Raw genomic sequence first — 22,441 nt, 5'->3', positions numbered from 1 at the left:
ATCTAGGACATCCCGATGGCGTTCGCCTCTACCGCCGCGACGCTCGTTGGCCAACAGTGGTTCCAAGCGGAGCAGAAGGAAGTGACGACGCCCGTGGAACCCACCATCACCACTCTGCCGGCCTTCGCAGTGGTCGGCATGAAGCTACGCGGCACCGGCGACAAGAACGAGTTTCCGCGGCTCTGGGATCGGTTCATGCCCAGGTCCGGGGAGATCAAGGACCTCTCAAGTCCCAGGATCGCCTATGGCGTCATCAGGGGCTACGACCCGGCGACCGGTCAGTTCGACTACCTGGCCGGGTTCGGGGTAGACAGCGCGGATGCGGTGCCCGAGGACATGGAGGCCTGGAACATCCCCACCCAGACCTACGCCGTGTTCGCCACGACCTTGCCGGAGGTCGGTCTGACGTTCGAAGCGGCCTACAAGTGGCTCGAGCAGTCGAGCTACGTGCGCGACGACGGCCCGGAGTTCGAGCGTTACGCCGAAGACTTCAGCGAAGCCAGCCCGAGGCTCGAGGTCTGTATCCCGGTCCAGAAGACCTGAAGGCCATATCGTCTACGAGATGAGCACTAGCAGTCACGCAAAGCGATGGATTTCGGTCGCGTTGCTGCTGACGGCCCTTGCCGGCTGCAGCTGCAGCCGGCAAGGTGCCGCACCGGCGAGCTCGCCGCCCACATCCAACGAAACGTCGAGCACCTCGCCGACAGCGTCAGCCAAACCGACCAACCCCACCAAGCGACCGGTGCCGGCGACGCCGACCGGCAAGCCCGTGCTCGCGGTGAAGCTCGACAACTCCAAGCCGGCCCGGCCGCAGACCGCGCTCGCGAGCGCCGACCTGATCTACATCGAGCCCGTCGAGGCCGGGCTGAGCCGGATCTGCGCGGTCTACTCCTCGCGGATGCCGAAGGCGGTCGGACCGGTCCGCAGCGCCCGCGAGTCCGACATCGAGCTGCTCGCTCAGTTCGGCCGGCCCGCGCTGGCGTACTCCGGTGCCCAGGGCAAGCTCAAGCCGCTGCTGGCCAGGGCCTCGTTCTACGACGTGTCACCGACGCGTGCCGGGTCGGCGTACTACCGCGGCTCCGGCCGGGTCGCACCCCACAACCTCTACGCCCGTACGTCCGGCCTGCTCGCGCGGGCGCCGAAGGCGAGCAAGGCCAAGGACATCGGCTTCCATCTCGGTGCGGCGCCGGCGGGCGGCAAGCCGCGGTCGAGCCTGCGGGTCGGATACACCGCGTTCCGGATCGGCTTCACCTGGACGAAGGGCGGCTACGCCGTGACGATGGACGGGCGTCGCGTGCCGTCGGTCCGGCCGGCGACGGTCGTCGTGCAGTACACCAAGATTCACAAGTCGAGGTTCCACGACCGCTGGGGCAACTTCTCGCCGTACACGCCGACGGTCGGCTCCGGCCGCGCCGTCGTGCTGCGCGACGGCAAGGCATACGACGTGCGCTGGTCGCGGCCGAAGGCGACGAGCGGCACTACGTTCACCACGGCCGACGGCAAGCCGATGACGTTCGGCAAGGGCCAGATCTGGACCGTCTTCGCCAAAGGTTAGGCGCGCGATGACCGAGACACAGCGGGAGCCGTATCCGACCATGGCGCTCACGCTGGCGAGCCGGCGGATCCAGCCGGGCGGCAAGCTGCTCGGCGAGCTGCGCCTGCGGGCAGCCGCGGAGCCGGTCGTCCTCCGGCAGGTCCATGCCCGTCTCTGGGCCAGGGTCTACGCGGACTTCGACGACGATGAGGGAGCTCACCACGTCCGCCTGCTCGACCGACCCATCGCCGGCGAACTTCGGCTCGGCGCAGGCGAAGAGAAGACGATCGACCTGCGACTGTCGGTCTCCTGGAGTACGCCGATCACGCTCGCGGGTGGCCGGGGGCTGAGGGGTCTGACCGTCTTCCTGATGCTGTGGGCCGACGCCGCCGTGCCGACCGGAGATGTCATCCGCGAGCTCCAGGTCGTCCCGCTGCCCTGGCAGGAGCGAATGCTGCAGGCCTGCCGGGAGCGCGGAATCGACTGGGACGTCACATATGCCTACAGCGGCAGCCAGATCCTGGTCCGCGAGCGCAACGGCCGGCTCCCGGAGATCCGCCTCGGCTGGCACGTTCACAGGCGCTGGGTCACGCTCGACGTCAACGGACGATCCATCCGGCTCACCCACCAGCGCGCCGACCGGGACGACTGGATGCCGTGGTTGAGCGAACGCCTGGCCGGGCTGTAACCCTCGAAGAGACCTTCGGGCGGGTCCAGATCTCGGCAGTATTCGCAAAGGTGTCGTACGTAGCTGATTCATAGGTCACGATCGGGTATGTCGTCGGGGTTTCTGCTTGACGTCCGGCGTGTGAAACTGCGAATGTTCAACGTGGTAAATCCATCTGAACAAAGCCTCTCGGAGGTGACCCGTCGATGACGACGTCTCAACCAGCGGGGCGGTCCACCACCGACCTGAGCCGGCGCACTCTCCTGCGCGGCGCCGGTGCCCTGGCGGCCCTCTCCACGCTCGCGGCCTGCGGCGGCAACACCGGCCGGCCTTCCGGCGGTGACAGCAGCAAGCCAACGATCGCGCAGTGGTATCACCAGTACGGCGAGAAAGGTACGCAGCAGGCCGCGCAGAAGTACGCCAAGGCCTACACCAAAGCCAACGTCGCCGTGCAGTGGACACCGGGCGACTATGCCTCGAAGCTGTCGTCCGGACTGCTGTCCGACAAGGGCCCCGACGTCTTCGAGAGCCAGCTCAACATCGCGATGGTGCGCAGCAAGCAGGTTGTCGCGCTCGACGACATCCTCGCCGACGTCAAGAGCGACTTCAACGAGGGCGACCTCGCGACCAACACCATCGACGGCAAGGTCTACGGCATCCGGATGATCGTGGACCCGCAGCTGATCTACTACCGCAAGAGCCTGTTCGACAAGGCCGGCATCAAGCCGCCGGAGACGATCGACGACCTGATCGCCGCTTCCAAGGAGCTCACGACCAAGGACGTCAAGGGCATGTTCGTCGGCAACGACGGCGGCCTCGCGCTCGGCGGTCCCGCACTGCAGTCGTCCGGTGGCACTTACCTCACCGACGACCACAAGCCCAACTTCACCAACGACCGCGCGGGCCAGGCGTTCGGCAAGCTGCACGAGCTGTATGCCAGCAAGAGCCTCCTGCTCGGCAACCCCACCGACTGGACCGACCCCGGAGCGTTCCTCAACGGGCTCGTCGCCATGCAGTGGGAAGGCCTGTGGGCGATGCCCGCCATCCAGGAGAAGTGGGGCGACGACTTCGGCGTCTTCCCGTTCCCGAAACTCGACGACCAGGGTCACCCGGCCATCTACTCCGGCGGCTGGACCCAGTTCGTCTCGGCCAAGTCGAAGAACATCGACGCGGCGAAGGCGTACGTCAAGTGGCTGTGGATCGACAAGAGCGACTTCCAGGAAGACTGGTCGCTCAGCTACGGCTTCCACATCCCGCCGCGCAAGAGCCTTGCCGCCAAGGCGGAGAAGCTGCAGAGCGGACCGGCCGCCGACACGGTGAAGCTCACCCAGCAGTACGGCTTCACCGACAACCCGTCCTGGACACCGGTGATGGGCAGTGCCTACGGCGACATGCTCACCAACATCATCAAGAAGGGCGCCGATCCGGCCGCCGAGATAGGCAAGGCCGAGAAGAAGGTGCAGGGCGAGCTCGACCGGCTGTACGGATGAGCACGCAAGCCCAGTCCGCCTCCACGGAGACCAAACAGGCGCGTTCCGCGGATGCCGCCAAGCGGAAAGGCATTCGCGGGACGAGCCTGTGGTTCTGGGTGTTCGTCGGACCGTTCCTGATCGGGCTGCTGATCTTCGGCTACATCCCGATCATCTGGAGCCTGTTCCTCAGCTTCTTCGACGCGCAGAACACCGTGACGCCGACGAACTTCGTCGGGCTCGACAACTACATCCAGATGCTGACGGACCCGAACTTCCTGTCCGCCATGCTGACGTTCACCATCTTCGCCATCTTCATCGTGCCTCTGACCTTCGCGCTCTCGCTCGCGTTGGCGTTGCTGGTCAACCAGGTGAAGGTCGCGAAGGCCTTCTTCCGTTCGGCGTTCTTCCTGCCGACGGCGTGCTCGTACGTCGTGGCGTCGCTGATCTGGAAGCTGTCGATCTTCAACGGCGTGCGCTTCGGCCTGGCCAACACGATGATCGACTGGTTCGGCTTCGACCCGATCGCGTGGCTGTCGACGGTCAACCCGCCGTGGTACTGGATTCCGTTGGTGACGGTGCGGTTGTGGCTGCAGCTCGGCTTCTACATGATCCTGTTCATCGCCGGCCTGCAGCGGATCCCGACCGAGCTGTACGAAGCGGCGTACGTCGACGGCGCCAAGCCCGGCTGGCAGACGTTCCGCTACATCACGTTCCCGCAGTTGCGGGCGACGTCGATCGCCGTGCTGCTGCTCAACCTGATCGCTGCGTACCAAGCATTCGACGAGTTCTACAACCTGGTCGGAAACGTCAACTACGCGAGACCTCCGCTGGTCTATCTGTACGGCGTCTCGCTCGGGTCGATCCAGGATCTCGGCCGCGGCAGCGCGGGCGCGCTGATCCTCGCGGTGGTCATCATGATCGTCACGCTGATCCAGAGCAGGATCTTCGGCTTCGGCAAGGCAGGTGACTGATGGCGTCCGAACGTACGACTGGCACGCCCAGGCCGATCGGCTACGGCCGCACCGCCACCGGCATCGCGGGGTCGATCGCGCGCTGGATCGCGCTGATCGTCGCGACCGCGCTGTTCCTGGTCCCGTTCTATCTCATCCTGCGCAACGCCCTGTCCAGCGAGGCGGACATCACCGCGCCGGACTGGACGCTGTTCCCGTCGACGCTGCACTGGAGCAACCTCCAGGAGCTGTTCAACGACACCGAAGTGCCGATGGCGCGGGCGCTGTTCAACTCCGCGGTCGTCGGTGTGCTCGGCACCGGTGGGCAGCTGCTGCTGGCGTCGCTGGCCGGCTACGGCCTGGCGCGGATCCCGAACCGCCTTGGCAACAAGGTGTTCTACCTGATCGTGGCGACGTTGATGATTCCCGGCGCGGTGACGTTCATCCCGAGCTTCGTGCTGGTGTCGTCGCTCGGCTGGGTGTCGTCGCTGCGCGGGCTCATCATCCCGGGCCTGTTCAACGCGTTCGCGGCGTTCCTGTTCCGGCAGTACTTCCTGGGCTTCCCGCGGGAGCTCGAGGAAGCGGCCAGGATCGACGGGCTGGGTTACTGGCGGACGTTCTGGCGGATCGTGGTGCCCAACTCGCTGCCGTTCTTCGCCGCGCTGGCCGCGATCACGTTCATCGGCAACTGGAACGCCTTCCTGTGGCCGCTGGTGATCGGGCAGGACCAGTCGTCGTGGACCGTACAGGTGGCGCTGTCGACGTTCATCACCGCGCAGACGATCAACATCCACGAGCTGTTCATGGCTGCCGCCGTGGCGATCTTCCCGCTGGTGCTCATCTTCGTGTTCCTGCAGCGCTATCTCGTGCAGGGCGTCGCGCAGACCGGCATCAAGGGCTAGAGCTCAGAGCAAGCACGGACATCGGGTCGGCGTAGTCGCGCATGTGGACGACGCGGCCGTCGCGGATCCGCAGGACGTAGACGTAGGACACCTGGCGCGGCTTGCCGGTCGCGAGCATGGTGACGGCGATGTCGTGCTCGACGACGAGCAGCTCGGGATCGGTCGTCGCGTACTGGTTGACGTTGCGGAACTCCTCGAACCGGATCCGGCCGCTGCCGATCCGGCTGCGCAGCCAGGCCCGGACGGCTTCCTGGCTCTCCTGCCGGGCGGTCGGCACGCCCGGGATGGAGAACGGGAACTCCAGCACGCATTCGGTGGCGAACAGGTCGGCCATCGCGTCGGCGTCGTTGGCCAGCACCGCTTGCTGGTAACGGGCGTACAGCTCGGGCAGCTCTCCTGTCGCCGGCCGCGCGAGCGCTGCCCGGGGCTCCCCCGGCTGCCATCCCGCCGCGCTGTCCAGCAAGGCCGGCAGGCGCTCGGTGGCTTCGGCGACCGCGGTGACGTTGAGGTACTCGCGATAGACCGCCACCTGCCCATCGCGGGCGCGCAGCATGACGAGGAACGGGTAGCTGTACGTACGGCCGGTCGCCGTGCTCGTGACGTCGAGCAGGTGCTCGGCGACCACGAACTCCGGATCGGGCGTCTCGTGCACAACGGCGTCGCGGACACGGTCGAAGCTCAGCGGCGTGACGGCCCAGCCCTGCTTGGCGGCGGCACGGATGTCCTCGCGCCTCTCGCGAAGTGCCGGCACGCCTGGGCGCGTGAACGGGAGCTCCAGCCGGCCGTCGGACGCGAAGGCGTCGGCGAACGCGTCGGCATCCCGGGTGACCTGGGCCTGGCGGATCTGCTCGAAGAGCTGTCGTGAATTCACTCAACAAGCGTAGAGCGAACAGCGAGCGTCGGTCAACACTTGTAGAGTGAAGACTGTGATCACTCGCCTGGAACGCCGGCAGCAGTCCGAGGCGCGCATCCTCGAGGTCGCGCGGCGGCTCTTCACCGATCGAGGCTTCGAACGCACGACGATCCGCGCGGTCGCCGATGGTGCGGGTGTCGACCCAGCGCTGGTCATGCAGTACTTCGGGTCGAAGGACGAGCTGTTCCGCAAGGCCGCCGTCGCCACGCCGGCCGAGGACCTGGCCGGCGACCCGGACCGGCTGACCGCGCACCTGCTCGAGCTGGCAGGCATCAAGCTCGGCGACGCGCCGCAGACCTCGCTCGCCGCGATGCGTTCGATGCTCACGCACCCGGAGACCGCCGAACGGATCCGTACGAAGCAGGCGGATCTCGTCGAACGGATCGCGGCGGCCATCCCATGCCCGGACGCCGAGCTGCGCGCCGCCCTGATCGTCACGATCCTGATGGGCATCTCGGTCGAACGTCAGCTGCTGGAGTTCGCACCGCTGCGCGACGCGCCGGCGGACCAGGTGATCGAGCTGCTCCGGCCGGTCTTCGACCTGCTGGCGCGCGACTGATGAGCCCCGACCGATGGGCCGAGTGGCTGCTGGAACGTCGCCACGGCGGCGACGCCGAACGGCTGCGGAGCACGCTGGAGTTCGTCGGCAAGCGCCGTGACATCGTGCTCGATCGGGCTGAGATGCAGCCGGGTGACACGGTGCTCGACGTCGGCTGCGGCGACGGGTTGCTCGGCTTCGGCGCACTCGAACGCGTCGGTCCGAACGGCCGGGTGATCTTCTCCGACCACTCCGCCGACCTGCTCGAGCGCTGCCGTGAGCTCGCCGCGGACCTCGGCGTGACCGACCGGTGCGAGTTCATCGAGACCGAACTGCCGGGCTTGGAAGCGGTGGCCGATGCCTCGGTCGACGTGGCGATGACCCGATCTGTGCTGATCTACGTCGACGACAAGGCCGGCTCGTTCGAGGCGTTGCACCGCGTGCTGCGGCCCGGCGGACGGCTGTCGATCTTCGAGCCGATCAACCGGTTCGGCACGAACCAGCAGCCGAACCTGCTGTGGGGCGTCGACTTCACCGGGCTGGAGCCGATCGTGGCAAAGGTCGAGGCAGCGCAGGAACGCAACCTCGTGCCCACGATGCTGGACTTCGACGAGCGGGACCTGATCGCGCTGGCGGAGGCCGCGGGGTTCGGCGAAGTCCACCTGGAGTACCGGGTCGACATCCGTACGACCCCCGCCGACCCGGACTACGACTGGGACGGCTTCCTGGTCACCTCGCCCAACCCGCTGGCGCCGACGTACGCCGAACTGCTCGACGGCGCGCTCACGCCGCATGAGCAGGAAGCGCTTCGGGAGCGGTACACCACGAGCCCACGCCACCGTCGGATGGCTGCGGCGTACCTGTGGTGCAAGCGTTAGCTGCCGTCGCGGAGGTCGGTGAGTGTGTTGGTGGTGAAGCGGAGGCGGTCGAACGTCACCGAGCATGCTTCGCCGGTCGGCGACTGCGCGGAGAATCCGACCAGCGGAGCACCATCGAGGCCGAAATGGCGGACGAATCGCCACCGCTCGCCGTCGGCTGAGGCGTGGAACGCATAGGCCTGGCCGATCCTGGCGACCCGTAGCCATACCGTCGAACCGTCGACGTCAATGGAGTTGCAGTCGTCGGAAACGCCGTGCGTCACCACGGAGACGACCATCGGCTGCCGCTGCGGAGAGTATTCGAAGCACAGCTTCGCCCAGGTGCGTTCGTCGGTGTAGAGCATCAGGACGCCGGCGTCGAAGGTCGACTCGAACCCGACCGTGATTCGGGCGCTCATCGTGAAGTCGCCGGTCACCTCACCCAGCAGTCGCGGCGCGTTGGCCGACCGCGACTTGCCCTGCGGATCGACGAACATGTCGGTGAGCGCACCGGCCTGGACTCTGAGTTCGGTCTCGTGGTGCTGCCAGCTCTTCGGCGCGGCGTACCAGCGCAGCGGCATCGGCAGGGAGTTCAGCATCACGAGGTCAAGGTTGGCCATGCCGACTATCCTCGCAGCGCTAGGCCACCCCCGCATCGTGAACGAGGATGGCGATCTGGACACGGTTGGCCACGTCGAGCTTGGTGAGCAACCGTGACACGTGGGTCTTCACCGTGGCCTCGCTCATGTACAGGGCCGCCGCGATCTCGGCGTTCGACCGGCCCTGCCCGATCTCCAGCGCGACTTCACGTTCCCGCTCACTCAGGGTGTCGAGCGCAGCCACCGCATGCGTACGGCGGGCGTTGCCCGGCCCGTCTCCGAACTGTGAGATCAACGTGCGCGTCACCGCCGGCGACAGCATCGCCTCGCCCTCGGCCACCAGCCGCACGGCTCGCGGCAGCTCCGTCGGCGGCGTGTCCTTCAGCAGGAAGCCGCTCGCGCCGGCCCGCAACGCACCGAAGACGTACTCGTCGAGATGGAACGTCGTCAGCACGATCACGTGCGGCGGGTCGGGCAGTGCGCGCAGCCGCTCGGTCGAGGTGATCCCGTCCACGTCAGGCATCCGGATGTCCATCAGCACGACGTCCGGACGGTGCTCGCGTACGACGTCGACCGCGGCGCCGCCGTCGGGTGCCTCGGCGACCACCTCGATGTCGTCGGCGGCCGACAGGATGAGCTTCAGGCCGGCCCGCACCAGTGCGTCGTCGTCGACCAGGACGACCCGGATCACGTCACTCACGCGGACCACTCCAGTTTCGCGTCGACCATGAAGGCTCCGTCCAGGGTTGGTCCGTGCGACAGCGTGCCGCCGACCAGGGTCACTCGTTCGGCCAGCCCGACCAGGCCGCGGCCCGAGCCCGGCAGCGGCGGCTCGTGGCGGCGGCCGACCGGCAGCCGGTTGCGCACGGTCACTCGCAGGCCCTTACCCACTCCCCCGGCAACTCGGACGGTCGTCTCGGTGCCGCGGGCGTGCTTGTTGACGTTCGTCAGCGCCTCCTGGACGATCCGGTACGCCGCCCGTCCGAGCGCGCCCGGCGCGGCCTCGGCCTCGTCGACGGCCATGGTGAGCGTGACGTTCGCACCCGCGCGCCTGCCGTCGTCGACCAGCCGCTGGATGTCGCGCAGCGCCGGCTGCGGCGCGTTCGGCACCTCGGACGGCCCGTTGCCGCCCGGACCGTCGCGCAGGACGCCGATCACGTCGCGCAGCTCTTCCAGCGCGTGCCGCGCGGTGGACCGGATCAGCTGCGCGGAGGACTCGACCTCGCCCGGCGGCAGGTCGGGTCGCACCTCCAGACCTCCTGCCTGCAACGCGATCAGCGAGATCCGGTGCGCCAGCACGTCGTGCATCTCGCGCGCGATCCGGGAACGTTCGGCATGCCTGGCCTGCTCGGCAAGCAGTCGTTGCTCGGCCTCCGCCCGCTCGGCCCGGTCTCGCAACGACCGCACCAGCTCACGCCGGGTCCGGATGACCATGCCCCACGCCACCAGCACCAGGGTCGAGGCTCCTGCCCAGAGGAACGCCTCCCAGAACGAGGAGTTCGGATCCGGGCGGACCACCTCCGAGATCGCTGTCAGCACGAGATTGACGACCGCGAACCCGATCGCGACGCGCGCCGGCTGGTAGACGCCGATCGCGAACAACATCACCATGCCGGCGGGCACTCCACCGGCGGAGAACAGCCCGACCAGGAGCGTGACGACAGCGACGGGAACGGGCCAGCGCCGGCGAACGAACAACAGCAGGCAGGACGCGGCGACGGCGACGAACTCGAGCACGAACCGGAGATCGGACATGCCGTTGTTGTCGCGGACGAAGAAGATCAGTGCGACGCCCGCGCCGGCCGCGACCACGGAGACCGTGACATCGGCCAGCCAGTCGCGGCGGCTGCGTCGCCACCAGGAGCTGGGCCCGGATATCGGCCCAGACATCGGTTCGGTCACGGCACCTTACCTTATGCGTCCGCCCGAACTGGCGGCATCGGCCGATCGTCGCGCCACCGACGACGAAAGTGTGAACGAGAGCGCGCGGGATCCGGCCGAGCTGCCGATGCGCGCGGCCCGGTCCGGGCGGCAGCCTGGAACGCATGATCAGCGCAACCGCACTCTCCAAGCGCTACGGACCCACCACCGCCGTGGCCGACGTGACATTCGCCTGCGAACCAGGCTCCATCACCGGCTTCCTCGGCCCGAACGGTGCCGGCAAGTCGACGACGCTCCGGATGATCACGGGACTGACCAGGCCCGACACCGGCATCTCGACGATCGCCGGCCGGCCGTACCAGCGGTTGCCGAACCCTGCCCGGGTCGTCGGGACGCTCCTGGACGCGGCCGCGACGCACTCCGGCCGGACCGGCCGGGCGACGCTGCGGATCGCCGCCGACCTGGCCGGCGTACCCGACGCGGGCCGCCGGGTCGCCGAGGTACTGGACGCCGTAGGGCTCGGCGCCAGGGCAGGTGACCGGCGGGTCGGCACGTACTCACTCGGCATGCGGCAGCGACTCGGCATCGCGCAGGCGCTGATCGGCGATCCGCGGGTGCTGATCCTCGACGAGCCGGCCAACGGGCTCGACCCGGAAGGCATCGCGTGGATGCGGCTGCTGTTGCGTGACTTCGCCGACCGCGGTGGCACCGTGCTGCTGTCCAGCCACCTGCTCGCCGAGGTCGAGGCGACCGTCGACCGGCTCGTCGTGATCGGTGGTGGGCGCGTGCTGGCGCAGGGCTCGCTGGAGGAGCTGCTGACGTCGAACGGTCTGCTGGTGAAGGCAATCCGAGCCGATCAGGCGCGGTTGCGAGAGCTGCTCACGGCGCGCGACGTCCCGTTCGGCCCGTCCGCTGACGGTGCGCTGTCGGTCGACGCGGCGGCCGAGACGGTCGCGCGGATGGCGCTGGAAGCCGGGATCGTCCTGGTCGAGTTGCGCCCTTCGGACCGGCCCGCGCTCGAGGAGCTCTTCTTCTCGCTCACCAACAACTCCGACGACACCGGAAAGGCCGCCTGATGACCGCCGTGACCGATCGACCCGCTCCGGTGGCAGCCGCCGCCACCGGAATGCCGAACCTGCACCCGATCCCGTTCGCCCGGCTGCTGCGGGTGGAGTGGCGTAAGAGCACCGACACCAGGGCGGCCCGATGGCTGCTGGCGCTGGTCGCGGTGCTGACCGTGGGCGTGCTCGCCGTGCCGCTGGCCGTCCAGAGCATCGACCAGACGTTCAGCGGGTACGCCGGGATCGCCTCACTGGTGCTGACCATCCTGCTGCCGGTCGTGACGATCCTGTCGGCGACGGCGGAGTGGAGCCAGCGTACGGCGGCGGTCACGTTCGCCCTGGAGCCGCGACGGCTGCGGGTGCTGATGGCGAAGCTCAGCTGCGCGCTGCTGCTCAGCCTGCTGGGGACGGCTTTCCTGTTCGGCGTCTCGGCGGCCGGTCTCGCCGGTTCGAGCCTGCTCGGCCGCGCCGTCGGGTGGAACCTGGGCTGGGAGGCGGTGGCCGGAACGACCGGCTTCGTGGTGCTGAACCTCGCGATGGCGCTGGCGTTCGGCTTCCTGCTGCAGAACTCCGCGGCGTCGATCGTGCTCTACTACCTGCTGCCGATGGTGTGGGGCGTGCTGGGGGCGTTCTCGGTGTTCAGTACGGCCGGCCAATGGCTCAACCCGGCGACGACGTTCGGCTACGTCCAGGCCGGGCAGTGGAGCGGCCACTGGGCCGAGATCGGCGTCTCGTTCGGGCTCTGGATCCTGCTGCCGCTGGTAGCCGGGGTGATCCGTACGGTCCGGCGCGAGGTCAGCTAGCTGGTGTCAGCCTGGGCTCCAGTCGTGGCCATCGCGGGCGTAGCGGCTGGACCGGGCGGTTTCGAAGCCGTCGCCGGTCCAGTGCCGCGTCTCAACGGTCATGCCACCGCCGTCGACGTCGATCAGGTTGTAGCTGTTGGGCTCGCCCTTCAGCCGGTTGCTGATCGCGGTGCCGCTCTGTGCCACGACCATGCCGTCGACCACACCGCTGTACGCGAGGTGGATGTGACCGCCGAGCAGCAGGTCGGCGCGCTGGTGCAGCTTCTCGAGGGCGAGCTCCGAGCGGCCGACCAGGCCGCGGTTCCGGCCCGGATGCGTGAGCAGGAACGGATGGTGGGCCACCACGATCCGTACGTCGTCGGGGTCGGCCTGGCCGAGGGCGTACAGGATTCCGGCCAGCTGCAGGGAGTTGATCCGGCCGCGCGACCAGTCGGGGTGGAAGCCCCAGCGCCGGGCGGTGTTGACGCCGACCGCGACGATTCCGGCGGCCCGGTGGATCGCCGGGCCGTTCGGGTCGTCGGAGATGTTGCGGCGCCACCGCCGCCACGGGCGGGCGAACCGCGACCAGAACCGCCAGCCGGGCAGGTCGTGGTTGCCAGGGACGACCAGAGCCGGAGCCGGCAACTGGTCGAGGAACTCCCTGGCCGCGCGGAACTCCCACTCGCGCGCTGTCTGGGTCAGGTCGCCGCAGACCGCGACGAGCGCCGGGCCTTCCTCCTTCAGGTCGGCGAGCAGCCCCTCGGCGACCTGCGGCACGTGCCGGCCGAAGTGCAGGTCCGAGATCTGCGCCACGCGTACAGTCATGTGTCCTCCGGAGTCTTGTCCGGCGGGCCGGCCAGCACAGCCAGTGCGCGTGGCCGGATCTCGTAGCGGATCGGCGTCGACAACTGAGCGGTCTCGCCGTCGCTCATGACGCTCATCCCTCCCAGCTGGTCCGTGCGAACCTCCACGGTTCGCCCTTCGAGCTTGCGCAGCCGGGCGTCCTGCTGCCAGCTGCCGTCGAACAGCTTGGCCGTGACCGCCAGCAGGTCCCAGTTCGTCCGGTCCTGGGCGATGTAGACCGCGAGCACGCCGGTGTCGAGCCGCTCTCTGCTCGGCATCCGGACCGGGGCGGTCGTCAGCGGGTTGCTCGACACGACCATCGCCCGGGTACGGACGGCATGCTCCGTTCCGTCGACGACGACGGAAAGCCGCATCCGGGGATACCGCCACAGGATCCGGATCGCCTTGCCTACCAGGCGAACGACTCGCCAGCCGATTCCGTCCCTGGCCTGCTCCCGCAGCTGGCCGAGGTGCGGCATGATCGCGAGCGTCGAGCTGCAGAGGAACAGGTCGCCGTTGACCATCGCGACGTCGATCTCGCGGACCTCGCCGGCGAGCAGGACGTCGGTGGCTTCGTCCAGGTCGTTCGGTATGCCCAGGTCTCGCGCGAGCACGTTCATGGTGCCCGCCGGCAGGATCCCGAGCGGGACGTCGACGCCGGACAGCTGCGCCGCGACCGTACGTATGGTGCCGTCCCCGCCGGCCACGATCAACGCGTCCGGGCCGGCGGCGAGCAACGAGCGCACGTCCGCGGCCACCATGTCGGGATCGAACGCGCGCAGGTCGGCCTTCACCCCACGGCCGGCGAACAGGTCGCGCAGCCGTTCCTCCACCGAGTCAGCCTCGGCGAGCAGGGCGCCCGAGCGCGCGTTGTAGATGATCCCTACCTGGTCCACCCATGCACTATGCCCTCGATCCGGGCTCCCTACCGGTAACGCTCAGCGCGCGGCCACACCGGTCAGCGAGAACTTCTCCACGTGGTGGCACGCCGCGAAGTGCCCGTCGGCCGTCTTCCGCAGGTCCGGCACATCGGTCTTGCACAACTCCGGCTGAAGGTGCGGGCACCGCGTGTGGAACGGACAGCCAGGTGGCGGGTTCGACGGGTCCGGCAGGTCGTCGGGCAGCTCGTGCTCGTGCCTGGCCCGCTTGTTCGTCGGATCCGGCAACGGCACCGCGTGCAGCAACGCCTCGGTGTACGGATGGTGCGGCGTGGAGTACAGCGTCGCCGTGTCCGTCGTCTCGACCACCTTGCCGAGGTACATCACCGTCACGCGGTCGGAAATGTGCTCGACCACCGACAGGTCGTGCGAGATGAACAGGTACGTCAGGTCGAACTGCTCCTGCAGGTCCGACAGCAGGTTCAGCACCTGCGCGCGCACCGACACGTCCAGCGCCGAGACCGCCTCGTCGCAGATGACCAGCCGGGGGCCGGTGATCAGCGCGCGGGCAATGTTGATCCGCTGCCGTTCACCACCGGAGAACGCGTGCGGATAGCGCCGGGCATACTCCGGCCGCAGACCGACGCGGGACAGCATGTCCTCGACCCGGTCGCGCAGCTCGGATCCCTGCGCCTGCCGGCTGTTGCGCAACGGCTCGCCGACCAGCTGCTCCAGCGTCATCCGCGGGTTCAGCGACGAGAACGGGTCCTGGAAGATCATCCGGATCTGCCGGCGATAGTCCTTCAGGTCGCGGTTCGGCAACGCCGCCAGGTCGACCCGCTTGCCGTTCTCGTCGCGATAGAAGATGTTGCCCGCGGTCGGCTCGTGGATCCGGGCGATGCAGCGGCCGAGGGTCGTCTTGCCACAACCCGACTCGCCGACCAGGCCGAGGGTTTCACCTGGCCGGATCGTGAGGTTCACGCCGTCGACCGCACGGACGTTGCCGAGCGTACGGCTGAACATGCCGCGCTTGATCGGGAAGTACTTGTTGACTCCGACCAGCTCGAGCAGCGACTCGACGCCGGTGTCCACCGCGGCGGCGTCGGCCGGTGCCGCCTCTCGTTCGGTCACGTGCACGACGGTTTCGGCTGCCTCGGTCGCCGACACCGGGAGCGCCTCGGCCCGGGCCAGCCCGTCGGCCGCGCCCTCGCTGTCGCCGTAGAGATGGCACCGAGTCAGGTGGCCGTCCTCGAACGTCGTGACGTCAGGGCTCTCGGTGTCGCAGACACCCGGCATCGCGAACTCGCAGCGGGTGTGGAACGGGCAACCGGCCGGGCGATTTTGTGGATGCGGCACCATCCCACGAATCGCGGCCAGTTTTTGCCGTTCGCCCGTTCCACGCATAGTGGGGATGGAACGCAGCAGCGCCTTGGTGTACGGGTGCTTGGGCCGGCTGAAGATCTCGTCAACGCTGCCCTGCTCGACCACGGTGCCGAGGTACATCACGACGACCTCGTCGGCGATCTCCGCCACGACGCCGAGGTCGTGGGTGATGAACATCATCGCCATGCCGGTCTGCTCCTGCAGATCCTGCAGCAGGTCGAGGATCCGGGCCTGGGTCGTCACGTCCAGCGCCGTCGTCGGCTCGTCGGCGATCAGCAGCACCGGGTCGCAGGAGAGTGCGATCGCGATCATCACACGCTGGCACATGCCGCCGGACAGCTGGAACGGGTAGGCGTCGATCCGCTGCTCCGGCTGGGGAATCCCGACCGTGCGCAACTGCTGGATGGCCCGCTCGCGCGCCTTCTCCTTGCTGAGCGGCTGGTGCAGCAGGATCGCCTCGATCAGCTGGTCGCCGACGGTGTACATCGGCGACAGCGACGCCATCGGCTCCTGGAACACCATGCCGATCTCGCCGCCGCGTACCCGGCGGAGCTCCTCGCTCCGCGAGCCGAGCTTGGCCAGGTCGACCCAACCGTCGTCGCCGGCGCGCCAGTGCACCTTGCCTTCGAGGATCTTTCCAGGCGGATCGACGAGCTGCATCACCGACCGCGCGGTGATCGACTTGCCGCAGCCCGACTCGCCGACCACACACACCGTCTTGCCCTTCGGCACGGAGATGTCGACGCCGTCGACCGCCTTCACGACACCTTCACTTGTGAAGAAGTGTGTCTTCAGGCCCTCGATCTTCAACAGGATGTCGGTGTCGCCGAGGTCCACCGTGTCGGTCGGCTTACGGGTCTTGCCGACCTCGAGCGTCTCGCTGCTCACGTGCTCCATCGATCATCCTCAACTAGTTCTTGTACGGGTCGGCCGCGTCGCGCATGCCGTCTCCGAAGAAGTTCAGCGCGAGTACGACGACCACCACGCAGAGACCGGGGATCAGCAGCCAGGGTGCGGTCTGCACCGAACGGATGTTCTGCGCCTGCTGGAGCAGCACACCCCAGCTCACGGTCGGCTCCTGCAGCCCGAGACCGAGGAAGGACAAGGAGGTCTCGGCCAGGATCATGCCGGGAATCGACAACGAGAGCGAAGCGATCAGGTGGCTGGTGAACGACGGCAGCATGTGCCGGAAGATGATACGTGGCTGGCTGGCGCCGTCGACCTTCGCCGCCATCACGAAGTCTTCTTCCCGCAACGCCAGGAACTTGCCGCGTACCTGCCGGGCGATGTGCGTCCACCCGATCACCGACAGGATGACGGTGATCGCGAAGTAGCGCGAGAGTGGGCCCCAGTCCGCGGGCACCGCCGCCGCCAGGCCGAGCCACAGCGGCAACGTCGGCACTGACGAGAAGAACTCGATCACCCGTTGGATGACCGTGTCGGCGATACCACCGAAGAAGCCCGAAACCCCTCCCAGCAGGATCCCGAGGATGAAGCTGACGATCACGCCGATCAAGCCGATCGACATCGAGATCAGTGAGCCGTGGATGATCCGGGACAGCAGGTCGTGCCCGTTCTTGTCGGCGCCGAAGAGGTACATCGGCTGGCCCTTGGTTCCCGTGGCCGGACCCAACAGGTGGATGTCGGAAGGAATCAGCCCGAAGAGCTTGTAGTCCTCCCCCTTGGTGAACAGGCGGACGGGCACCTTCTTGGTCTCGTCGGTCGACCAGCTGAGTTCCAGCGTCTCCGGGTCCTGCTTGGACTTGTACGCATAGACGAAGAGCCCGAGCTTGCCGTCGTCGAGGATGTGCAACCGCTGCGGCGGCGCGTATGCGTAGTCGGCCCGGAAGTACTCCGTGGAGTACGGCGCCAGGAACGGACTGAAGAGTGCGATCAGGTAGACCAGCAAGGTGACGATGGCACAGACCAGCGCCACCTTGTGCTTCTTGAACGCCCACCAGACCAGCTTCCACTGTGGTGCTACGGCGACCTTGGACTCTTCTACTCCGCTGAGCTCGCCGCCGCCCGATGGCGTGTCGGATCGCAGGCTGGACAGTGCTTCTGTCATCGTCGCGTCCTCCCTCTCCGCTCAGCCGCCGTACCGGAGCCGGACGCGCGGGTCCAACCAGGCAAGCAAGATGTCCGATATCAACATGCCGACCACTGTCAGGACGCTTGCTATCAGGATGACCGAGCCGGCCAGATACATGTCCTGCGCCTTCAGCGCGTCGACGAGGAGCGGTCCGGTGGTCTGGATGTTCAGCACCTGCGCCACGATCACCTCACCACTGATCAGGCCGGGCAGCACCCAGCCCACCGTGGAGAAGAACGGGTTCAGAGCGACGCGAAGCGGATACTTCCAGGTCAGCCGGCGTTCTGGCATCCCTCGGGCCCTGGCCGCCACGACGTACGGTTTTCGGAGCTCGTCGAGCAGGTTCGCCCGCAGGACGCGGATCAGCCCGGCCGTGCCCGCCGTCCCGAGGACGACGATGGGCACCCACATATGGCTGATCAGGTCGAGCACTTTTCCGAGGTTCCAGGCCGAGTCCTGGTACTGCGGCGACAGGATGCCGCCGGCACTCTGCCCGAAGTACGTGAGCCCGATCCACATCAACACCAGGGCGAGCATGAAGTTGGGGATCGCCAGCCCGAGGAAGCCGAACGTGGTGAAGATGTAGTCGCCGATGGAGTACTGCCTGACCGCGGAGTAGAGCCCGATCGGGAACGCCACGACCCACGTGAACAGCAGGGTGAGAACCGCGATCGTGACGGTCAGCGGCACCCGCTGCCCGAGCATGTCGGACACCGAGCGGTTCCACAGGAACGACCAGCCGAAGTCACCATGGAGCACGATCCCGCTGATCCATTTCCAGTACTGCACGACGAACGGGTCGCCCAGCCCGTACTGCACCTTGAGCTGGGCGAGCTGGTTCTGGTCGACGATGTCGCCCTGTGAGGAGAGCTGAGCGACAACGGTCGTGAGGTAGTCGCCGGGTGGCGCCTGGATGATCGCGAAGGACACGATCGAGATCACGATCAAAGTCGGGATCATCAACAGCGCCCGGCGCAAGATGTAGTGGAACAACGACGACTACCTCCAGACCACTTCTACGTTCACAGCCGGTGGGCCGTTCAGCCGATCCAGAACTGCGCGGGTTGGATCGGGTAGGGCGTGTTGTACACGGGCGCCTCGGGGATCACCTTGGGCACACCGTGGAAGTTGTTCTTCACGATCGCGAACGTCTTGGGAATCCGAACCGTGCCGATCGCGTAGAACTGCTCCTTGGCGATCTGAATGATCTGCTTGTACAGATCCTTCTGCTTCTCGGTGTCGGGCTCGTTGGTGAGCTGCCAGTACAGCTGCATCTGCTTCAGCGTCTCGGGCGGCGGCTTCTCGCCGTCCTTGCCGCGGGTCTGGAAGTACGTACGCCACAGCTGCGCGAAGTTCGACTCGTTGCTGTACGGGAAGATCCACCGCGGCTCGAGGATCTCGCCGCCCCGGCCGCCGCCGTCGCCCTGCCACACCGTGCAGTGGGCGCCGTTGGCGTCCTTGCGTTCGTAGAACAGCGAGCGGTCCTCGTTCTTGACGGTGACGTCGACTCCGACCTTCTTCCAGTACTGGCTGACGAGGTTCGCGGCGTCCGGCCAGAACGGCAGGAACGCCGGGCTCGCGACCTCGATCTGGAACGTGAGCTTCTTGCCGTCCGGGCGCAGCCGGAAACCGTCGCCGCCCTTCTTGGTGAGGCCGGCCTTGTCGAGGAACTGGTTGGCCTTCGCCACGTCGTATTCGGTGTACTGCTTGGCGAACTCCTCGTCGTAGTACTCCGACTCGGGCACCGGCGCCGCCTGGTACGGCTCGCCCTGACGCTGCCAGACCGCGTTGATCATCTCCGGCCGGTTGATGGCATACGACATGCCGATCCGGAAGTCCCTGTTCTGGAAGACCTTCCGCAGCACCGGGTCCTTGTCGTTCAGGTTGAACGCGATGACCATGTCGTTCATGACGGTGTTGCGCAGGTCGACGAAGTCGTACTGCCCCTTCTTCCTGCCCGCGGCGAGAACCGGCTTGTTCGCCAGGTTCGTGATGTGCCGGGTGGTGAAGTCCAGCTCGCCATTCTGGCCCTTGAGCAGAATCACCTGCGCGTCGGAGATGATGTCGTAGACCACCTTGTCGAGGTACGGCAACTGACTGCCGTCCGGGTCGACCTTCCAGAAATAGGGGTTGCGAACCGCGGTCAGCTTGCCGCTGTCACCGAGGGCGTTGATGGTCATCCACGGGTTCAGCGTCGGCTTCTTGGGGTTGGCCCAGTTGTCGCTCTTGGCGAGGAACAGCGCGATCCAGTCGGTCTGCTTCTCCTGCTTGGCCAGCTTGTCGACGTCTTTGTTGTACTTCTTGTGGAATTGCGAGAGGTACTTTCGCGGGCTCGCCGTGAGCGGCTGCCCCATCGCACAACGCCGGATGAACAGGCCGTTGGGCTTGGCGAAGGTGATCTCGACCGTGGTCTGGTCGATCTTCTTGATCGTGGCCGGGGTGGTGTCGCTCAGGATGAAGTCCGGCGCGACCGGCGTGATGTCGGGGTTCAGCATGACGTCGTTGAACGCGAACAGCAGGTCGTCGGCGTCGAAAGAATCGCCGTTCGACCACTTCATGCCTTCGCGAAGCTTGATCGTGTAGACCTTGCCGTCACTGGAAGGCGTGACGCTCTCAGCGACGTTGGGCAGCGGCTCCGTCTCCTTCTCCCACGGAATGTCCCAGCGCAGGAGGTTCTCGCCGCCCATCGTGCGGCCGAGCCAGGAGTTGTCGTTCTTGTTGAGCAGCGCGTTCCGCCACGTGCCGCCGTACTTGCCGATTCCCTCGTTCGGCTGCAGCACGAGCGGGCTCTTCGGAATCCGCTCCGACAGTTTCGGCAGCTTGCCCGACTTCACATCGGCCGAGAGTGCCGGGGCTTCCTTCGGGTTGGGCCCCTTCTTGGTGTCGCCGTTGCCTTTGCCGGTGCTCGTCGGGTCGGTGGAGAAGAACGAGCAGCCGCTGAGGGAGGTCGTAACTAGTAGCCCGCCGCCGGCCATGCGGATCAGGTCTCGCCTACTGGGCTTTTTTCCGGCGCTGTGTGGGCTGTTCATACACAACCCCTCTCATCCTTGAGGTGGCCGCCCGTCCGAACGCGGCCACACCGGGTCCTTGGTGAGGTACAGCGAGCGCCTTCCCGGGCCCAGGAAAGCGCTCTCCAATTTGAAGCAACCATAGGGCTTGGCCGGGCGACACACAACAGGCACCTGAAAAGTTTTGGCCACGAGTCCGTAACCGGTCAGACACACCCGACCAGGCGGTCCGAGCGCTGGCGCCGCGACGTCGCCGAGCCGCCAAATTGGCAGCTCACCTGGCCGTTCGTTCGCAACGGGGCGCGTCACGAGCCGCTCGATTCAGGTCGTTCAGGGTGTTGCCGAGCCGGCCAGAGACGTCCGGCCCGACCGCACTTCCATGCTAACCGTGGTCGATCCGCTGCTTACGTTATGTGCATAAACAGTCGCGGGTAAAGTGCCCTTTGCGGCCTTGGCCGGAATCGGTCGGTGGTCGAGGGGTCACCCTGTGAGCAACTTCCGCACGTCCGCCACCAACACCTCGTCACCGGTGCGCTGGGCCAGGTGGAACGCGAGCTCGTAAGCCGTCCGGCTCTGCGGATCGTTCTGTCGGCGCAGGACGTCACCGAAGTCGACGGCGAGGCCGACGACCTCGCCGGCGAGATCCGGCGTGCGGTCGAGCGTCTCGCCGAAGGTCTCCTCGGCGTTGGAAAGGTCGGCGTCGAGCACCCACAGGCTGCAGGTCGCGGCCGGCTGGGCGTTGCCGGGAAGGTCGGCGGCCTTCTGCAACGCCTCTTCGGCTTCGTCGAACGTGCCGCCCGCCACCAGCTGCCGGCCCAGGAAGAACCAGCCGCGGCCGGCCAGCTCGCCATGGCCGCTGTCGGCGAGCCGTGCGATGCCGGTCTCCGCACCGGCCATGCCCTCGCGCTGCGAGAACGCGTGCGCGACGTGGGCGGCGCCGATCGGTGCGTGGATCGGGTGGCCGGTGTCGACGGCTTGTTCGAACCAGCGCAGCGCGGAGGTGAGGTCGCCCTGGCCGAGCAGCCGGCGGCCGGTCCGCACGGCCTCGGCGCCGATGCGGTCGGAGTCGTCGCTGGACGCGTCGGGAGCGGACTCGCCGAGCACCATGCCGCCGATGTCTTCGAAGTCGTCAGTGCCGGCAGAGTCGTCAGAGCGGTCAGATTCGTCTGAGCCGCCGGGGTCGTCGGTGTAGCCGGCGGCCTCGGCGGCGTTGCTGTCGCTGGAGTACTGGAAGGTCGGCTGGCCCTGCAGGCCTTGAGGGCTGTCGGCGGTGCCGTCGCCACCGGTGCCGGCGAACGCGGGCTCGGCCGCCGGTGACTCGCCGAGAGCCGCCAGCCTGGACAGCGCGGACGTACGCGCGGTCGGGTGGTTGGTGCTGGCCGACCAGCGCAGCAACTCGACGGCCCGGGCGGTCTCGCCGCGATCCCAGAGCAGCTCGGCCACGTCGATCGCGGCGAGCGGCGCCCAGTGCGAATGTCCGCTCTCGACCACCTGGTTCAGCGCGGACAGCGCGGAGTCGGCGTCGCCCTGCATCGCGCGGCTGGTGCCGAGGTGGACCCGCGCCTCCGCCGCCACGTCAGGATGCGGGCAGCCGACCGCCTCCTCGAATGCCTGGTCAGCCGCCTGCATGTCGCCGGCGCTCAACAGCATCCGCCCGCGCCCGACCGCGGCCCGGCCGTAGACCTCCGCGATCGAGGACGGCTCGGTGCGGGCCGGCCGGCCGGTGTGCTGCGCCAGCAGCTGCAGGTTGGACGCCGCCGCCGACGCGATCTCGCCCGCCCCGTGGTCGGCGGCGAACCGCCAGCTCGCGGCCGCGGCCTCCGGGTCGCTGTCTGCGAGCAGGGCACCCACCCGTAACGCGGCGTGCGGCCCGAACTCGGGGTCGCCTCCGGCGACGATGCGGGCGAACAGCTGCAGTGCCTGGCCGTGCTCTCCGTTCCGGACGTGCTGCTCGGCTTGCGTTGCCATCGCGTAGAACAACTGCTGTGGCTCCTCAGCCCCCATTGCCATCTCGCTTCTTTCCTCCCGATTGTCCCCGGTGTCACCGGGCTTCCCGTCTGGCATTGGTACCACAACCGGAA

Annotated in this window: 21 protein-coding genes; 10 read left to right on the top strand and 11 right to left on the bottom strand. The window is 67.6% G+C overall.

The window, feature by feature from the left end:
- Positions 1-15: 15 nt before the first annotated feature.
- From ACYVF6_RS45835 to ACYVF6_RS45810, 6 genes are all read left to right on the top strand, one after another.
- Entirely contained in the window at positions 16-543 is a 528-nt protein-coding gene (locus tag ACYVF6_RS45835; RefSeq protein ID WP_460533438.1) for a GyrI-like domain-containing protein, read from the top strand.
- Between the two features lie 19 nt (positions 544-562).
- Positions 563-1,555, top strand: a complete 993-nt coding sequence (locus tag ACYVF6_RS45830; RefSeq protein WP_460533435.1) for a DUF3048 domain-containing protein — start codon at positions 563-565, stop codon at positions 1,553-1,555.
- A gap of 7 nt (positions 1,556-1,562) precedes the next feature.
- Positions 1,563-2,222, top strand: coding sequence for a sporulation protein (locus tag ACYVF6_RS45825; protein WP_460533432.1), 660 nt, complete (start codon positions 1,563-1,565; stop codon positions 2,220-2,222).
- Positions 2,223-2,407: 185 nt separating this feature from the next.
- Positions 2,408-3,691, top strand: a complete 1,284-nt coding sequence (locus tag ACYVF6_RS45820; RefSeq protein ID WP_460533429.1) for an ABC transporter substrate-binding protein — start codon at positions 2,408-2,410, stop codon at positions 3,689-3,691.
- Entirely contained in the window at positions 3,688-4,644 is a 957-nt protein-coding gene (locus ACYVF6_RS45815) for a carbohydrate ABC transporter permease (RefSeq protein ID WP_460533426.1), read from the top strand. Before ACYVF6_RS45820 ends, ACYVF6_RS45815 begins: the two co-directional genes overlap by 4 nt.
- Positions 4,644-5,525, top strand: coding sequence for a carbohydrate ABC transporter permease (locus tag ACYVF6_RS45810; RefSeq protein WP_460533423.1), 882 nt, complete (start codon positions 4,644-4,646; stop codon positions 5,523-5,525). The genes ACYVF6_RS45815 and ACYVF6_RS45810 overlap by 1 nt, the downstream gene beginning before the upstream one ends.
- On the opposite strand, the gene ACYVF6_RS45805 is transcribed toward ACYVF6_RS45810, so the two are convergent.
- The gene (locus ACYVF6_RS45805) at positions 5,515-6,396 is read right to left on the bottom strand and encodes a nuclear transport factor 2 family protein (RefSeq protein ID WP_460533420.1); all 882 of its coding nucleotides are present in this window, start codon (positions 6,394-6,396) and stop codon (positions 5,515-5,517) included. The two genes, ACYVF6_RS45810 and ACYVF6_RS45805, sit on opposite strands and share 11 nt — an antisense overlap.
- A 55-nt stretch (positions 6,397-6,451) precedes the next feature.
- Between ACYVF6_RS45805 and ACYVF6_RS45800 the strand changes: the two genes are divergently transcribed.
- Together ACYVF6_RS45800 and ACYVF6_RS45795 are read left to right on the top strand one after the other, a co-directional pair.
- Positions 6,452-6,997, top strand: coding sequence for a TetR/AcrR family transcriptional regulator (locus ACYVF6_RS45800; protein ID WP_460533417.1), 546 nt, complete (start codon positions 6,452-6,454; stop codon positions 6,995-6,997).
- Positions 6,997-7,854, top strand: coding sequence for a class I SAM-dependent methyltransferase (locus ACYVF6_RS45795; protein WP_460533414.1), 858 nt, complete (start codon positions 6,997-6,999; stop codon positions 7,852-7,854). The genes ACYVF6_RS45800 and ACYVF6_RS45795 overlap by 1 nt, the downstream gene beginning before the upstream one ends.
- Here the strand turns inward: ACYVF6_RS45795 and ACYVF6_RS45790 are convergent.
- Genes ACYVF6_RS45790 through ACYVF6_RS45780 form a run of 3 tightly spaced genes read right to left on the bottom strand, consistent with a single transcriptional unit; the run spans position 7,851 to position 10,334 of the window.
- Positions 7,851-8,453, bottom strand: coding sequence for a DUF1349 domain-containing protein (locus tag ACYVF6_RS45790; RefSeq protein WP_460533411.1), 603 nt, complete (start codon positions 8,451-8,453; stop codon positions 7,851-7,853). The two genes, ACYVF6_RS45795 and ACYVF6_RS45790, sit on opposite strands and share 4 nt — an antisense overlap.
- A 19-nt stretch (positions 8,454-8,472) precedes the next feature.
- Positions 8,473-9,132, bottom strand: a complete 660-nt coding sequence (locus tag ACYVF6_RS45785; protein ID WP_460533408.1) for a response regulator transcription factor — start codon at positions 9,130-9,132, stop codon at positions 8,473-8,475.
- On the bottom strand, positions 9,129-10,334 hold the full coding sequence (locus tag ACYVF6_RS45780; RefSeq protein ID WP_460533405.1) for a sensor histidine kinase: 1,206 nt from the start codon (positions 10,332-10,334) through the stop codon (positions 9,129-9,131). The genes ACYVF6_RS45785 and ACYVF6_RS45780 overlap by 4 nt, the downstream gene beginning before the upstream one ends.
- Before the next feature lie 143 nt (positions 10,335-10,477).
- On the opposite strand from ACYVF6_RS45780, the gene ACYVF6_RS45775 reads away from it, so the two are divergent.
- Entirely contained in the window at positions 10,478-11,389 is a 912-nt protein-coding gene (locus ACYVF6_RS45775) for an ABC transporter ATP-binding protein (protein ID WP_460533402.1), read from the top strand.
- An 8-nt stretch (positions 11,390-11,397) separates the two neighbouring features.
- A complete protein-coding gene (locus tag ACYVF6_RS45770) occupies positions 11,398-12,177 on the top strand; it encodes a hypothetical protein (protein ID WP_460533399.1) in 780 nt (259 codons plus the stop codon).
- A gap of 6 nt (positions 12,178-12,183) precedes the next feature.
- Here the strand turns inward: ACYVF6_RS45770 and ACYVF6_RS45765 are convergent, their stop codons facing one another.
- The 7 genes from ACYVF6_RS45765 to ACYVF6_RS45735 form a co-directional block, all read right to left on the bottom strand.
- The gene (locus ACYVF6_RS45765) at positions 12,184-12,981 is read right to left on the bottom strand and encodes a metallophosphoesterase family protein (RefSeq protein ID WP_460533396.1); all 798 of its coding nucleotides are present in this window, start codon (positions 12,979-12,981) and stop codon (positions 12,184-12,186) included.
- Positions 12,978-13,895, bottom strand: coding sequence for a diacylglycerol/lipid kinase family protein (locus ACYVF6_RS45760; protein WP_460533393.1), 918 nt, complete (start codon positions 13,893-13,895; stop codon positions 12,978-12,980). The genes ACYVF6_RS45765 and ACYVF6_RS45760 overlap by 4 nt, the downstream gene beginning before the upstream one ends.
- Before the next feature lie 42 nt (positions 13,896-13,937).
- The gene (locus ACYVF6_RS45755; protein ID WP_460533390.1) at positions 13,938-16,157 is read right to left on the bottom strand and encodes an ABC transporter ATP-binding protein; all 2,220 of its coding nucleotides are present in this window, start codon (positions 16,155-16,157) and stop codon (positions 13,938-13,940) included.
- A 13-nt stretch (positions 16,158-16,170) separates the two neighbouring features.
- Positions 16,171-17,328, bottom strand: coding sequence for an ABC transporter permease (locus tag ACYVF6_RS45750; protein WP_460533387.1), 1,158 nt, complete (start codon positions 17,326-17,328; stop codon positions 16,171-16,173).
- 21 nt (positions 17,329-17,349) lie between these two features.
- Positions 17,350-18,345 (bottom strand): ABC transporter permease, encoded by a 996-nt coding sequence (locus ACYVF6_RS45745; RefSeq protein ID WP_460533384.1) that lies wholly within the window; start codon positions 18,343-18,345, stop codon positions 17,350-17,352.
- A gap of 47 nt (positions 18,346-18,392) precedes the next feature.
- Positions 18,393-20,381 carry an ABC transporter substrate-binding protein gene (locus ACYVF6_RS45740; RefSeq protein WP_460533381.1) on the bottom strand — a complete coding sequence of 663 codons (1,989 nt, stop codon included), beginning with the start codon at positions 20,379-20,381 and terminating at the stop codon, positions 18,393-18,395.
- A gap of 459 nt (positions 20,382-20,840) precedes the next feature.
- Positions 20,841-22,370 (bottom strand): tetratricopeptide repeat protein, encoded by a 1,530-nt coding sequence (locus ACYVF6_RS45735; RefSeq protein WP_460533378.1) that lies wholly within the window; start codon positions 22,368-22,370, stop codon positions 20,841-20,843.
- Positions 22,371-22,441: the final 71 nt, after the last annotated feature.

The organism is Flindersiella endophytica (assembly GCF_054779015.1).
This window is presented reverse-complemented; position numbering and strand designations above follow the sequence as displayed.

Excerpts from the sequence above, each read along its gene's own strand:
- ACYVF6_RS45790 (WP_460533411.1), bottom strand. The coding sequence starts at position 8,453 with ATGGCCAACCTTGACCTCGTGATGCTGAACTCCCTGCCGATGCCGCTG.
- ACYVF6_RS45775 (WP_460533402.1), top strand. The coding sequence starts at position 10,478 with ATGATCAGCGCAACCGCACTCTCCAAGCGCTACGGACCCACCACCGCC.
- ACYVF6_RS45815 (WP_460533426.1), top strand. The coding sequence starts at position 3,688 with ATGAGCACGCAAGCCCAGTCCGCCTCCACGGAGACCAAACAGGCGCGT.
- ACYVF6_RS45755 (WP_460533390.1), bottom strand. The coding sequence starts at position 16,157 with ATGGAGCACGTGAGCAGCGAGACGCTCGAGGTCGGCAAGACCCGTAAG.
- ACYVF6_RS45740 (WP_460533381.1), bottom strand. The coding sequence starts at position 20,381 with ATGAACAGCCCACACAGCGCCGGAAAAAAGCCCAGTAGGCGAGACCTG.
- ACYVF6_RS45825 (WP_460533432.1), top strand. The coding sequence starts at position 1,563 with ATGACCGAGACACAGCGGGAGCCGTATCCGACCATGGCGCTCACGCTG.
- ACYVF6_RS45810 (WP_460533423.1), top strand. The coding sequence starts at position 4,644 with ATGGCGTCCGAACGTACGACTGGCACGCCCAGGCCGATCGGCTACGGC.
- ACYVF6_RS45735 (WP_460533378.1), bottom strand. The coding sequence starts at position 22,370 with ATGGCAATGGGGGCTGAGGAGCCACAGCAGTTGTTCTACGCGATGGCA.
- ACYVF6_RS45820 (WP_460533429.1), top strand. The coding sequence starts at position 2,408 with ATGACGACGTCTCAACCAGCGGGGCGGTCCACCACCGACCTGAGCCGG.
- ACYVF6_RS45830 (WP_460533435.1), top strand. The coding sequence starts at position 563 with ATGAGCACTAGCAGTCACGCAAAGCGATGGATTTCGGTCGCGTTGCTG.
- ACYVF6_RS45765 (WP_460533396.1), bottom strand. The coding sequence starts at position 12,981 with ATGACTGTACGCGTGGCGCAGATCTCGGACCTGCACTTCGGCCGGCAC.
- ACYVF6_RS45795 (WP_460533414.1), top strand. The coding sequence starts at position 6,997 with ATGAGCCCCGACCGATGGGCCGAGTGGCTGCTGGAACGTCGCCACGGC.
- ACYVF6_RS45835 (WP_460533438.1), top strand. The coding sequence starts at position 16 with ATGGCGTTCGCCTCTACCGCCGCGACGCTCGTTGGCCAACAGTGGTTC.
- ACYVF6_RS45750 (WP_460533387.1), bottom strand. The coding sequence starts at position 17,328 with ATGACAGAAGCACTGTCCAGCCTGCGATCCGACACGCCATCGGGCGGC.